This window comes from Rhodococcus sp. IEGM 1354, from assembly GCF_030056855.1.
Lineage (GTDB): Bacteria > Actinomycetota > Actinomycetes > Mycobacteriales > Mycobacteriaceae > Rhodococcoides.
Genome location: NZ_JASHKT010000001.1, coordinates 153,148 through 166,684, shown reverse-complemented (window position 1 = coordinate 166,684; position 13,537 = coordinate 153,148). Strand labels below are relative to the sequence as shown.

Sequence of the window (13,537 nt, the reverse complement as noted above, 5' to 3'; positions counted from 1 at the left end):
TGTGTCTGCACCTACGAAGAAGGCGTCGACAGCGGCGGTCGACGTCGATGGGACCCCCGAAGACAGAGTGGTTCTGCACGCTCGGAACGTCGAATTCGATTGGGGAACGCTGCCACTGCACTACATGGACGGCAATCCCCTGGCCACCCACCTGATCAATGTGATGCACCTGCTTCTGCCCGAGGGTGAGGAGTGGTTCGTGCGCACGTTCAAAGAGGCGCTGCCGCTCATCCACGACGATCAGCTGCGTGACGACGTGATCGGGTTCATCGGCCAGGAAGCCATGCACGCGCAGGCCCATACCGAGGTCCACGATCAGCTCCGGGCCCACGGCATCGATGTCGATCCGTACGTCGACCAGATGAAGTTCCTGTTCGGTCGCGCACTCGGCAATCGCTCGGGCCACGGTCAGAACAGCTTGGTGGAGCGGCTGGCCTTGATCGCAGCCGCCGAGCATCTGACCGCGTTCCTCGGCGACTGGGTTCTCAACGCGCGCGAGCTGGACGAAGCCGACGTCGATCCGGTCATGCTGGATCTGTTGCGGTGGCACGGCGCCGAAGAAGTGGAGCATCGTTCGGTGGCATACGAGGTGATGCGCTACTTCGATGTGCGGCCGGCCCGGCGTATCCGTACCTACGTGGTCATTGCACCCACTCTCGTCTGGTTCTGGACGCGCGGCGTGCGCTACCTCATGAGCCAGGATCCGACGTTGGCGCATCTGTCACCGAAGGAGCGCACGCCGTCGTTCCGTGAATTCCGACGAGTGGCGAAGTCCGGGCTGTTTCCGACGCCGATGTCCATGGTCAAGGCGTCCCTGCGGTACTTCAAGAGCACGTATCATCCGTCTCAGGAAGGCTCGACGGCCCAGGCCGTGCAGTATCTCGCCACCTCGCCGGCGGCGCGGTCCGCTGATCGATGACCAAACGCACGTTGCGGAGCAGGCTCGACGCGATGGCTCGAAAGGTCGACTCGTTCCGAGTAGGTCGCACGATTCCACAGAATCTGTACGGGCGTGACGAGCCGGATCAGACGGTGTCCCTGGTCACCGATGCACTGGACAAGTGGTTCGCCCTCCTCGACAACGGTGAGTACGACGCATCGTTCGCGGCGCCTCCCGTCGCGCGTACCCGAGAACTGACACTGGTCTCCCATGACGTTCTGTGCATCGACGAACAGGTCGTCCAGCTGACCTTCGCCGCCGCCGACGGGTCGGCTCTGCCGGCGTGGGCACCGGGAATGCACTTGGATTTCTACCTCCCGTCCGGTCGGCGACGGCAGTACTCCCTGTGCGGATTGCCCAGTGACGACACGTACTCGATTGCAGTACGACTCGTGCCGGACGGCGGCGGTGGATCACCAGAAATGCATGCTCTGCCGGTGGGTTCGGCGGTGTCGATTCGCGGCCCGCGCAACGGGTTTCCGTTCGTTCCGTCCGAACACGTGGTATTCGTGGCCGGTGGAATCGGTATCACCGCGATCATCTCGATGGTGCGGCGAGCCCGCGATCTCGGCATGGACTGGCACCTCGTCTACTGCGGCCGCTCGCGTGAGTCCATGCCGTTTCTCGACGAGATCGCGGGCTGGGATCCCGCTCGAGTGACCGTCCGGACCGACGATGTGGAGGGGATGCCGTCGAGCATGGATCTGTTGGGCTCGACGGTCCCCGGCGGTTCGGTCTACGTGTGTGGTCCGCCGCCGATGATCGACCTCGTTCGCGCCTCGTTCGATGCCCTCCCGGCAACGCATCTGCACTTCGAGCGCTTCTCGCCGCCGCCCGTGAAGAACGGGACGGAATTCGAGGTGCAGCTCGTCGATTCGGGCAAGATTCTGTCGGTCGGTGCGGAAGAGACTGCGCTACAAGCCATTCGACGTATCAGGCCGGATGTCGCGTACTCGTGCCAGCAGGGTTTCTGTGGCACGTGCCGGGTGCGCGTACTCAGCGGAACACCGCAGCATCGAGAGAATCGGCTGACGACCGAGGAACAGCGGCACGAGATGTTGATCTGTGTCTCGCGGTCGGACGGAGAACGGATCGTTCTCGATCTGTAGCCGAATCGCCGGTTTTACCCTTCATCTTTGTCGTCCGATGTCGAGAAAATGCGCCTGTGAAGCAATCAGGGGCCTTTTAGGGGTGTCATCGTGCCCATGCTGTCGCAGCCACCCAGTACTATGGACGGGTACGACATCAAGCCCGGAACAAACGCATGGAACGTGCGCGGTGAAAACGACCGTGCCGACCCTGCGGTAGCACCTACGTCAGGTGTGAGCGGGGTAGTGGACGCGTAGAAGGAGAACCAGCTAACCGTGGCTGCCCAGAAGTCAGGTAACAGTGAGAACAGCAAGGATTACGGCGCTTCGTCCATCACGGTCCTCGAGGGCCTGGAAGCAGTCCGTAAGAGGCCCGGTATGTACATCGGTTCCACCGGTGAACGAGGCCTGCACCACCTGATCTGGGAGGTCGTCGACAACTCCGTCGACGAGGCCATGGCCGGCTACGCCTCCACCGTCGACGTCACCATCCACGAAGACGGCAGCGTCGAGGTCAAGGACGACGGCCGCGGTATCCCCGTCGCCATGCACTCCTCCGGTGTTCCCACCGTCGAGGTCGTCATGACCCAGCTGCACGCCGGTGGCAAGTTCGACTCCGACTCCTACGCCGTCTCCGGCGGTCTGCACGGCGTCGGTATCTCCGTCGTGAACGCACTGTCGACCAAGGTCGAACTGCAGATCGCGCGTGACGGTCACCGCTACAAGCAGACGTACGATTACGCCAAGCCCGGCCCACTCGAGACCGTCGGCGACACCACGGAGACCGGCACCACGGTGCGGTTCTGGGCCGATGGCAAGATCTTCGAGACCCTCGATTACAGCTTCGAGACCGTGCACCGTCGCCTGCAAGAGATGGCGTTCCTGAACAAGGGACTGACCATCAACTTCACCGACGAGCGAGTGGCGGCCACCGACGCGACCGAGGAAGAACTGGGTGAGACCGCCGAGGCACCCAAGACCGCCGAGGAAGAGCAGGCCGACGCGGCCAACGCGAAGCCGGCCAAGGTGCGCAAGCGGACGTACCACTACCCCGATGGTCTGGTCGACTTCGTCAAGCACATCAACCGCACCAAGACCGCGATTCACAACTCGGTCGTCGGCTTCACCGGCAAGGGCGAAGGCCACGAGGTCGAGATCGCCATGCAGTGGAACGCCGGTTACTCCGAATCGGTACACACTTTCGCCAACACGATCAACACGCACGAGGGCGGTACCCACGAAGAGGGTTTCCGTACTGCTCTGACGTCGACGGTGAACAAGTACGCCATCGAGAAGAAGCTGGTCAAGGAAAAGGACGTCAAACTCACCGGCGACGACATCCGTGAAGGCCTCGCCGCCGTCATCTCGGTGCGAGTCGGGGAGCCCCAGTTCGAGGGACAGACCAAGACCAAGCTCGGCAATACCGAGATTCGCTCGTTCGTGCAGAAAGCGTGCAACGAGCACCTCTCGCACTGGTTCGAGTCGAACCCGGCCGATGCCAAGACCATCATCAACAAGGCCGTCTCGTCCGCGCAGGCCCGTATGGCCGCGCGTAAGGCGCGAGAGTTGGTGCGGCGCAAGAGCGCAACCGATATCGGTGGCCTGCCCGGCAAGCTCGCCGACTGCCGCTCGAACGATCCGAGCAAGTCCGAGATCTACATCGTGGAGGGCGACTCCGCCGGCGGCTCGGCCAAATCCGGCCGTGACTCGATGTTCCAGGCGATCCTGCCGCTGCGCGGAAAGATCATCAACGTCGAGAAGGCCCGCATCGACCGCGTCCTCAAGAACAACGAGGTCCAGTCGATCATCACCGCGTTCGGCACCGGTATTCACGACGAGTTCGACATCGCCAAACTGCGCTATCACAAGATCGTGCTGATGGCCGACGCCGACGTCGACGGCCAGCACATCTCCACCCTGCTGATGACCCTGTTGTTCCGGTTCATGCGGCCGCTGATCGAGAACGGTCACGTCTACCTGGCCATGCCGCCGCTGTACAAGCTCAAGTGGAGCCGCGGCGAACCGGATTTCGCGTACTCCGACCGCGAGCGCGACGGTCTGCTCGAGGCCGGTATCGCCAACAAGCGCAAGATCAACGTCGAGGACGGCGTCCAGCGCTACAAAGGCCTCGGCGAGATGAACGCCAAGGAGCTGTGGGAAACCACGATGGACCCGGCAGTGCGAGTTCTTCGTCTGGTCACTCTCGACGATGCCGCGGCCGCGGACGAACTGTTCAGCGTCCTGATGGGTGAAGACGTGTCCGCCCGCCGAAGCTTCATCGCGCGTAACGCGAAAGATGTTCGCTTTCTTGACGTTTAGTCGTTTCTCGGACGCACCACACTCAGTGTCGGTGCGTCCGACGACCGTTTTCGAGGAGATCTTCTATGTCTGACATCACCGAACCGCCGGTCGGGCCCCCGCCGGGCTCGACCACCAACGCCGAGGGCGGCGACCGGATCGATCCGGTCGACATCCAGCAGGAAATGCAGCGCAGCTACATCGATTACGCGATGAGCGTTATCGTGGGCCGCGCGCTTCCCGAGGTCCGCGACGGTCTCAAGCCGGTGCACCGACGTGTGCTGTACGCGATGTACGACTCGGGCTTCCGTCCCGACCGTAGTTATGTGAAATCCGCACGGCCCGTTGCCGAAACGATGGGTAACTACCATCCCCACGGCGACACCTCGATCTACGACGCACTCGTGCGCCTGGCTCAGCCGTGGTCGATGCGGTACCCACTGGTCGACGGCCAGGGCAACTTCGGCTCCCGCGGCAACGACGGTGCCGCCGCCATGCGATACACCGAAGCGCGCCTGACCCCGCTCGCGATGGAGATGCTGCGCGACATCGACGAGGAAACCGTCGACTTCATCCCCAACTACGACGGCAAAACCCAAGAGCCGACGGTACTTCCGTCGCGCGTACCGAACCTGTTGATGAACGGCTCCAACGGTATCGCCGTCGGTATGGCCACCAACATTCCGCCGCACAACCTGCGCGAACTCGGCGACGCAGTGTTCTGGGCTCTCGACAACTTCGAGGCCGACGAAGAAGCGACTCTCGCGGCCTGCATGGAACGCGTCAAGGGTCCGGACTTCCCCACCCACGGACTCATCGTCGGCGGCCAGGGAATTCAGGATGCGTACTCGACCGGCCGCGGTTCGATCCGCATGCGCGGCGTCGTCGAGATCGAGGAAGACTCCAACGGTCGCACGACGATCGTCATCACCGAACTGCCCTTCCAGGTCAACCCCGACAATCTCATCACCTCGATTGCCGAGCAGGTCCGCGACGGCAAGATGTCCGGTATCTCGAAGATCGACGACGAGTCCTCGGACCGCGTCGGTATGCGCATCGTCGTGACGATCAAGCGCGACGCCGTCGCCAAGGTCGTCCTGAACAACCTCTACAAGCACTCGCAGCTGCAGACCAGCTTCGGTGCCAACATGCTCTCGATCGTCGACGGCGTGCCGCGCACTTTGCGACTCGATCAGATGATCCGGTACTACGTCACTCACCAACTCGACGTGATCGTTCGTCGTACTCGGTACCGCTTGCGCAGAGCCGAGGAGCGCGCCCACATTCTGCGTGGTCTCGTCAAGGCGCTCGACGCGTTGGACGAGGTCATCGCCCTCATCCGTGCGTCGCAGACGGTCGATCTCGCCAAGCAGGGCTTGATCGATCTGCTCGACATCGACGAGATCCAGGCGCAGGCGATCCTCGACATGCAGCTGCGGCGCCTCGCAGCGCTCGAGCGCCAGAAGATCATCGACGAGTTGGCCGAACTCGAACGCACCATCGCCGACCTGCAGGACATCCTGGCCAAGCCGGAGCGTCAGCGTCAGATCGTGCGAGACGAGCTCGCCGAGATCGTCGAGAAGTTCGGCGACGACCGCCGTACGCGCATCATCGCTGCCGACGGCGACGTGAACGACGAAGATCTGATCGCCCGAGAGAACGTGGTCGTCACGATCACCGAGACCGGATACGCCAAGCGCACCAGAACCGATCTGTACCGCTCGCAAAAGCGCGGCGGCAAGGGTGTGCAGGGCGCGGGCCTCAAGCAGGACGACATCGTCAGCAAGTTCTTCGTCTGCTCGACGCACGACTGGATCCTGTTCTTCACCACCAAGGGCCGCGTCTACCGGGCCAAGGCGTACGAACTGCCCGAGGCGAACCGCACGGCGCGCGGACAGCACGTCGCCAACCTGCTCGCGTTCCAGCCCGACGAGCGCATCGCGCAGGTCATTCAGATCAAGACCTACGAGGACGCTCCGTACCTGGTGCTCGCCACCAAGGGCGGTCTCGTCAAGAAGTCGCGTCTGACCGACTTCGACTCCAACCGCAGCGGCGGCATCGTGGCCGTCAACCTCCGCGGTGAGGACGAGTTGGTCGGGGCAGTGCTGGCGTCGTCCGACGACGACCTGCTGCTCGTCTCGGCTCAGGGCCAATCGATCCGGTTCTCTGCCACCGACGAGGTCCTGCGACCCATGGGCCGCGCCACCTCCGGTGTGCAGGGCATGCGCTTCAACGGCGAAGACGAGCTGCTCTCGCTCAACGTGGTCAGCGAGAACAAGTTCCTGCTGGTGGCGACGTCGGGCGGCTATTCCAAGCGCACTGCGATGGAGGACTACCCGCAGCAGGGCCGCGGCGGAAAGGGAGTGCTGACAATCCAGTACGACCCCAAGCGTGGCACGCTGGTGGGAGCTCTCATCGTCGACGACGAGGACGAGCTGTACGCCATCACGTCCAGTGGTGGCGTCATCCGGACCGCTGCCAAGCAGGTCCGGAAAGCCGGCCGACAGACCAAGGGCGTTCGGTTGATGAATCTCGGTGAAGGCGACACACTGCTCGCGATAGCGCGCAACGCCGACGAGATCGAACCGGACGCAGCAGGTCCCGAAGACGATGCACCGAAGGAGTCGTAAGTGAGCACTCCCAACCGGCCTGGCAGCAGGCCCGGCCCCACGGGTGGACCGGACAGTAGGGACGCTGCGCAGACCGAGCAGCCATCGCGTCCGGCACCTCCCGACGGCGCCCGACCGGGAAGTCGCCCCCAGCCGGCGACGCGTCCGGCACCCACGGCCGGGCGAGGCCCGGCACCGCAGCAGGGTGCTCGGCCACCGGCACGCCCGACACAAGGGGGTCCCGCCGGCCCGCCTCGTCCGACGCAGGGACCTCCGCCGCAGCGCCCACCGGCACCGCAGCAGGGTCAGCCGGGTTCGCAGGGTCAGCCGGCACCTCAAGGCCCGCCGCCACGAGCACCGCAGCAGGGACCTGCTCCGCAGGGACCGGCCCAGTCTCGCCCGCCTCAGGCTGCCAACGGTCGGCCCGGCGGCGAGCCAGGTGCAGCGAATGCCGACGGCGGTCGCCCCGCCAACGGTCAGCCGTCGCAGGGCCAGGCACCGTCCGGTCCCGCATCTCGGCCCGCGCCGCCACGTCCCTCCAACGACGCTGCGCCGGCCGCCGAGGGGTCGGCCGAGTCGAAGGCTCCGGCACCGACCCAGGCGATACCGACTCAGCGCGGAGACGGCCCGCAGGGTGGTTCCGGCACTCCGCCCTGGCAGCGCGGCCCTGGCCAGCGTCCTGCTCAGCAGAGTCCAGACGACCGTCAGCAGCCCCAGAACCAACCTCAGACGAACCTGTCCGGGCGCGGCGGTACCGCCCTGCCGGCAACAGGCGAGTTCGATCGTTCGACGGTGGCAGCTGCAGCCGCCTCGGCAGCGCCGGGCCAGCGTGAATCGGGCGAGCGTGAATCGGGTGAGGACAAGACCGAACGACGCGAGGCAGCGCGGTCGAAAGCGGCCGTGATCGATGGGCCGACTCGACACATCGAGCGCAAGGATCTGGCGAAGGACATGCCGGATCTGTCTGCCACCCGGCATCCCGAGCCGACGGCAGCCGATCGCGCAGCCCCGACCGCCATCACGGCGGGACCCAGCGCGGACGGCGATCCTCTGCGGGCCACGATCCAGATTCGCAAGATCGATCCCTGGTCGACGCTGAAGATCGCTCTGGTGATCGCCGTGTCGCTGTTCTTCGTGTGGATGGTGGCTGTCGGCCTGCTGTATGCCGTACTCGACGGCATGGGTGTGTGGGACCGACTCAACAGTGCCTTCACCGAGATCGTCAACGAATCCGGTGACGGTGGACTCGTCAGCGCCGGTCAGGTGTTCGGCTACGCAGCAGTGATCGGTGTGATCAATGTCGTACTGTTCACGGCACTCACCACGATCGGGGCCTTCATCTACAACCTGTCGTCGGACCTGGTCGGCGGCGTCGAAGTGACGCTGGCAGATCGCGACTGACCAGCACGAACGACTGCCGTATCGGGCCGTTTTGGAAGACAGCGGCCCGATACGGTAATCTCATCCCTCGGTTCGAGGAGAGCAATTCTTCGGCCCGAAGCAGTATCGAGGGCCTATAGCTCAGGCGGTTAGAGCGCTTCCCTGATAAGGAAGAGGTCGGAGGTTCAAGTCCTCCTAGGCCCACACCGAACGAACGAAAAGAGGCGGGACGTGAAAATCCTTCTTCTTGTTGCATCGGTGGCGATCGCAGTGCTGACAGTATCGAAGGTGCGCTCCACGCGCAGCTCGGAAGGCGTCTGGCACAGCATCTCCACCGGGTGACAATCGCTCGGAGTAGAACGTGTAAAGTTCGTTTGCGTTCGACAGCAACACCCGGGGCCTTAGCTCAGTTGGTAGAGCGCTGCCTTTGCAAGGCAGATGTCAGGAGTTCGAATCTCCTAGGCTCCACAATCAAAAGGACGTCCATCTCGATGGGCGTCCTTTTTCGTGTCTGCACCCGACTGCCGCTCGCCCCAGTCCACTAGATGTGACATTGACCCCCGAAAAGTCCACCGAACGTGACATGGAGTCCCGGACGGGTGGCGGGGATGCATCGACTTCTGTTGTGACTCGGACCAATCGCAGTCGAGATCGGTGCCCAGATATCCAGATCATTGTTCGATTCGTTTCGCATCACGTCCTCGGTCCCTAGCGTTCTTCGGGTACAGCAGCGTCGGTTCTCGGATCGACGGGACAGGTCGCGACGGCGCACCGCAGGGGGGTGTGCCGTCGTTCGATCTCGACGCCTGAGATCGGTCTTCGGTTCGGGCGTCTCATATTTCTCGGAGGAGCCCCACAGATGACGCGTGTTCTCGATCATGAAGAGCTGTTGACCGAACTCGACGGCACGTTGGAAGCCAACCTGAATCGCCATCTGTCGATGGCGAAGGAGTGGCATCCGCATGATTACGTGCCGTGGGATCTGGGTCGCAATTTTGCAGCGATGGGCGGAGAGGACTGGTCGCTGGAGCAGTCGTCGTTGTCGGAGTTGGCTCGCACAGCGATGATCACCAATCTGTTGACCGAAGACAATTTGCCGTCGTATCACCGCGGTCTGGCCGACAACTTCTCGTTGGACGGGGCATGGGGCACCTGGGTAGGCCGCTGGACCGCGGAGGAGAACCGGCACGGGATCGTGATGCGCGACTATCTGGTGGTGACCCGGGCCGTCGACCCGGTCGAGCTGGAGCGGGCTCGGATGCACCACATGACGGTCGGTGTCGATGCCCCGATGGACGGTTCCAACTTCTTGCATTCTGTGGCGTACGTGACGTTCCAGGAGCTCGCGACGCGCGTGTCGCACCGCAACACGGGCCTGGCCTGTGGTGACCCGATTGCCGATCGAATGCTGGCCCGGGTGGCCGCGGACGAGAATCTGCACATGATCTTCTACCGGAACCTCGGCGAGGCGTCGCTGGACCTGGTCCCGGACCAGATGGTGCGTGCCATCACCGATGTCGCGACGGATTTTCAGATGCCGGGACTGAACATGCCGAATTTTCGCAAGAACGCCATGATTCTGGCGAAGCACGGGATCTACGATCTTCGCCAGCATCTGGACGAGGTGTTGATGCCGGTGTTGCGCAAATGGAAGATATTCGAGCGCAACGACTTCAGTGCTGAGGGCGAACGGGACCGCGATCGTCTGGCCGCGTTCGTCCAGGACCTCGAGGCGAAAGCGACGAAGTTCGAGGAATCACGCGATCGCCTGTTGGCGCGGGAGGCAGCGCGGGCCGAGAAAGCGTCCTGACCTGCTACGGAATCGCTGCTGCGGGTCGTGATCGACGCTCGGAGGTGTTAGAGTCCGGTCACGGGTGGGCCCGATGAGGCGATGGGCGTAGTGCGTGGGGAGGGCCGATGGTGCCTGGGGGGAATCGCGAGAGCGGTGGTGTCCGGTTCGTTGCGTGCCTCGGTGAGGCGTCACACGTAGCAGTCGGTATGGACGGTGTCTGCTGGTGAGCAGATTCAGGTTCGACGAGTCCGGTCGGATGCTGGCGGTATTCGCCGCGGTGACCACGGTTCTCTACATCGCAAATGGCATCGCATCGTGGTCGGACCTGTCCGGTCCACAACAACTCTTCGCCGCGCTCGCAGTGGTTCTGGGGCCGGCGGCGATCGCCGTTCTCGCACGAGCAGGAGCGCCCAGTCCCAAGCATGCGGTGGGCACCGCCACCGCGCTGTCGGTGGCCGCGCTTGCATGCGCATTGGGTAGCAGCAACACGATGCCTGCGTTCCTGATCTGTGTGCAAGCCGCGATGTTCCTCGGCATGCATATCGGTGCCTTCTGGTCCGAGCGCGACGCTGGAATATGGGTTGCGGTACTGGCCATGTCAGCGGTCGTGGGCGCCGCTGTGGCCCCCTACGGCACGCCCTTCATCAGCTACATTCTGGTCGCCCTCGGCATCGTCGGCGCAACGGAAGTGTTCGGGGTGTTCGCGCGTCGAATGCGGTATTCCGCCACTCATGACGCGTTGACGGGCCTCCTCAATCGATTCGGTTTCGAGTCGAAAATCGAGAAGATGTTGCCCGCGTGCGCCGCTCGTGGTTTGACCGTCAGCCTGGCGGTGCTCGATCTCGACAACTTCAAGGAGATCAACGACGAGTACGGCCACATTGCCGGTGACGTGTTGCTCACTCGCGTTTCGAAGGCGTGGAAGGGACAACTGACGAAACGGGATGTTCTGGGCCGGCTCGGCGGAGACGAATTCGTCCTGTTCATGCCGGGGGTTCTCGAGGCCGAAGCCTGGCAGGTCATCGACGGCTTGCGCCGATCCCACCGCGCCGAGTGGAGCGTCGGTCTGGCGTGTATGCCTGCCGGCCGCCGATGGGGTGAAATCTATCGCGCGGCGGACGCAGACCTGTACCGCGCCAAGCGGAGTCGTCCCCCGAAGGTGACTCGTAACGCCGAGTCCGGCGACCGGCATCGCGGTCCGGTACGCAGAATCGTGTAGCAATACACCGACATTCCCGTCATCCCCAGATTTCATCCACAGGCTGGGGATAGATTTCTCGCTGCACCGTGTCGCTGACGTTGACTCGTCGAGTACGACGACAACTCTGCGGGGGGATTGCGATGGTCACGCTCGATGACGTCAGATCGTGGGAGAGTCAGGAGCTGACGGCCGTCTCGAATCAGTTCATGCATAGTTGGCGCGACTTGACCGCCGTGCACAGCTCACTGCTGGAGACCGTCGTCGACGACGGATGGCAAGGCCCCGCGGCAACGGCATACCGAGATGCCATCGGAGCTGTCCGTGCGCAGGTGGGGGACTGTGCGACGGAGCTACTGCGGGTAGCGCTGTGCACCGCTCCGGCGGCCATCGACATGGCCGGACTCGTCTCGGCGCTGACCGCTGTGGAATCGGACGCCGCGCGCGAGCACTTCGATATCCGACGCGACGGTTCGGTGACCGACGTGCTGACGTCGTATTCGGTTGCGCAACAGGACCTGTCGTCGACCATTCGCGACCGACGTCGTCATTGCACCGAGTTGGCCGAACGCATCGCCCAACTGATGCGGGCCGCCACCGAGTTCGACGACGATCTCGCTCGACGCCTCGCCGGCGACATCTCACCGGTAAAGGTGGCCACGGCAGGGATATCGGATGTGCCGGTCGATGGGAGCCCGGCCACGAATGCGGCGTTCTGGAGCGCACTCTCGCCCGCCGAGCGCACTCGACTGCTCGTCGAGCACCCGGCTCTCATCGGCAATCTCGACGGATTGCCGGGTCGAGTTCGGGATTCCGCGAACCGTCGGGTACTGGCCAGTGAGCGCCTCCGACTGCAGGCTGTGGCGGAGGAACTCGGAAAGCAGTTGCAGGACCACACCTTCGGAGGCCTATTCAGTGATGCGGACGCCGGCTTGGAACAGACGCGAACACGCCTGAGCTCGCTCGACGCGATCGAAGCGACTCTGGCACAGGGTGACAGGCAACTGTTGGCGCTGGACAATTCGACGTATACGGAGACCACTGCCGCGATCGCGGTGGGTGACGTGGACACGGCAACACACGTGGCGGTGTTCGTACCCGGCCTCGGCTCGACCGTCCACGGAGACGCGGTACGGTACGACGGCGACCTTGAAAATCTCAAAACTACTGTGGAACAGATACTTTCGGAGGATCCGCCGCCCACCGTCGCAGCGGTGACGTGGATGAACTACCAGGCTCCACAGCTGGGATGGGGTCTGCTCGATCCCGATCGGACCGTCGGATCCGATGCAGCAGCGCACGCAGGGGCGACGCGATTGGTGCCCTTTCTCGAAGGCCTCGATGTGGCCCGGTCGAACGATCCACATCTGTCGGTGCTCGCACATTCCTACGGATCACTGACCGCAGCCGCCGCTCTGCACCAAAGCACCGGCGTCGACGAGTTCGTGTCCCTCGGATCACCTGGCCTCGGCACCGACAGTGTGACCGACCTACAGGTTCCCGACGGTCACGTTTTCGCGGCGGAGGCGCGCGGGGACATCGTTGCCGATATCGGTGCCTTCGGTCGAGATCCCGGCACGCTCGATGGGGTGACCCAACTGGCCACCGACGAGGCCGACGGCCGTCCGGGGGCGACGGGTCACAGCGACTACCTCACCGAAGGTTCGAGCACCGAACACAACGTCGCGCTGGTCGTCGCCGGTCGGGGCGAGGACGCAGAAACCAGGCCCCGGCCGGGTCTGTTCGATCTACTACAGAAGCTTCTATACCTGTGACGTCGACTCGTCTTCGTAATCGACCAGGCTGGGCGGCGCGTCCGCGGGCGGCGGCACCTCGTGGCGGCGCCGGCTGAGGTAGAACACGACACCCCCGACGACGACAGCGGCAGCTCCGAGCGCCAGGACACGGCGCTTGTTTCCCGGAGTCCGATCAGCCGTCAGAGCTGCCTTGGTCAGATCGGCCCGGGCAATCCGCTCGGCAGTAGCCGCACGACGCTGAGCAGCCTGCTTACGCGCCAGGCCGTAACCGCGCTTGGCGAGCAGCAGGCCCACTCCGGCAGGGCCCTTGCTCACGACAGAAGCGGCACCGAGCAGCGTCGAAGCCGCCGTGCCGGTGGAGGAGTGAACCCGCTCGGTTTTCGTTGTGCTCGTCATGCCCTCACTGTTCCACAACAGCGCCTCGATCGACCCTCCCGATACACCACCTGTGAACTACCCGGTCGCTCGAGATGGC

At 63.8% G+C, this 13,537-nt stretch carries 9 protein-coding genes and 2 tRNA genes; 10 read left to right on the top strand and 1 reads right to left on the bottom strand.

Going from position 1 to position 13,537, the window contains the following annotated elements:
- The first annotated feature begins 1 nt into the window (after window position 1).
- From QM588_RS00900 to QM588_RS00855, 10 genes are all read left to right on the top strand, one after another.
- On the top strand, window positions 2-919 hold the full coding sequence (locus QM588_RS00900; RefSeq protein WP_283310921.1) for a metal-dependent hydrolase: 918 nt from the start codon (window positions 2-4) through the stop codon (window positions 917-919).
- Window positions 916-2,049, top strand: a complete 1,134-nt coding sequence (locus QM588_RS00895; protein ID WP_283310920.1) for a PDR/VanB family oxidoreductase — start codon at window positions 916-918, stop codon at window positions 2,047-2,049. The genes QM588_RS00900 and QM588_RS00895 overlap by 4 nt, the downstream gene beginning before the upstream one ends.
- 255 nt (window positions 2,050-2,304) lie before the next feature.
- Window positions 2,305-4,347: a DNA topoisomerase (ATP-hydrolyzing) subunit B gene (gene gyrB / locus QM588_RS00890; protein ID WP_027494993.1), complete on the top strand. Its 2,043-nt coding sequence runs from the start codon at window positions 2,305-2,307 to the stop codon at window positions 4,345-4,347.
- Between the two features lie 65 nt (window positions 4,348-4,412).
- Window positions 4,413-6,956: a DNA gyrase subunit A gene (gene gyrA / locus QM588_RS00885; RefSeq protein ID WP_283310919.1), complete on the top strand. Its 2,544-nt coding sequence runs from the start codon at window positions 4,413-4,415 to the stop codon at window positions 6,954-6,956.
- Entirely contained in the window at window positions 6,957-8,336 is a 1,380-nt protein-coding gene (locus QM588_RS00880; protein ID WP_283310918.1) for a DUF3566 domain-containing protein, read from the top strand.
- A gap of 109 nt (window positions 8,337-8,445) precedes the next feature.
- A tRNA-Ile gene (locus QM588_RS00875) sits at window positions 8,446-8,519 on the top strand.
- Between the two features lie 191 nt (window positions 8,520-8,710).
- A tRNA-Ala gene (locus QM588_RS00870) sits at window positions 8,711-8,783 on the top strand.
- A gap of 391 nt (window positions 8,784-9,174) precedes the next feature.
- Entirely contained in the window at window positions 9,175-10,125 is a 951-nt protein-coding gene (locus tag QM588_RS00865) for an acyl-ACP desaturase (RefSeq protein WP_283310917.1), read from the top strand.
- 205 nt (window positions 10,126-10,330) lie between these two features.
- A complete protein-coding gene (locus QM588_RS00860) occupies window positions 10,331-11,326 on the top strand; it encodes a GGDEF domain-containing protein (protein ID WP_283310916.1) in 996 nt (331 codons plus the stop codon).
- Window positions 11,327-11,448: 122 nt separating this feature from the next.
- On the top strand, window positions 11,449-13,080 hold the full coding sequence (locus QM588_RS00855; protein WP_283310915.1) for an alpha/beta hydrolase: 1,632 nt from the start codon (window positions 11,449-11,451) through the stop codon (window positions 13,078-13,080).
- On the opposite strand, the gene QM588_RS00850 is transcribed toward QM588_RS00855, so the two are convergent.
- A complete protein-coding gene (locus QM588_RS00850; protein ID WP_032371407.1) occupies window positions 13,069-13,458 on the bottom strand; it encodes a hypothetical protein in 390 nt (129 codons plus the stop codon). The two genes, QM588_RS00855 and QM588_RS00850, sit on opposite strands and share 12 nt — an antisense overlap.
- Window positions 13,459-13,537: the final 79 nt, after the last annotated feature.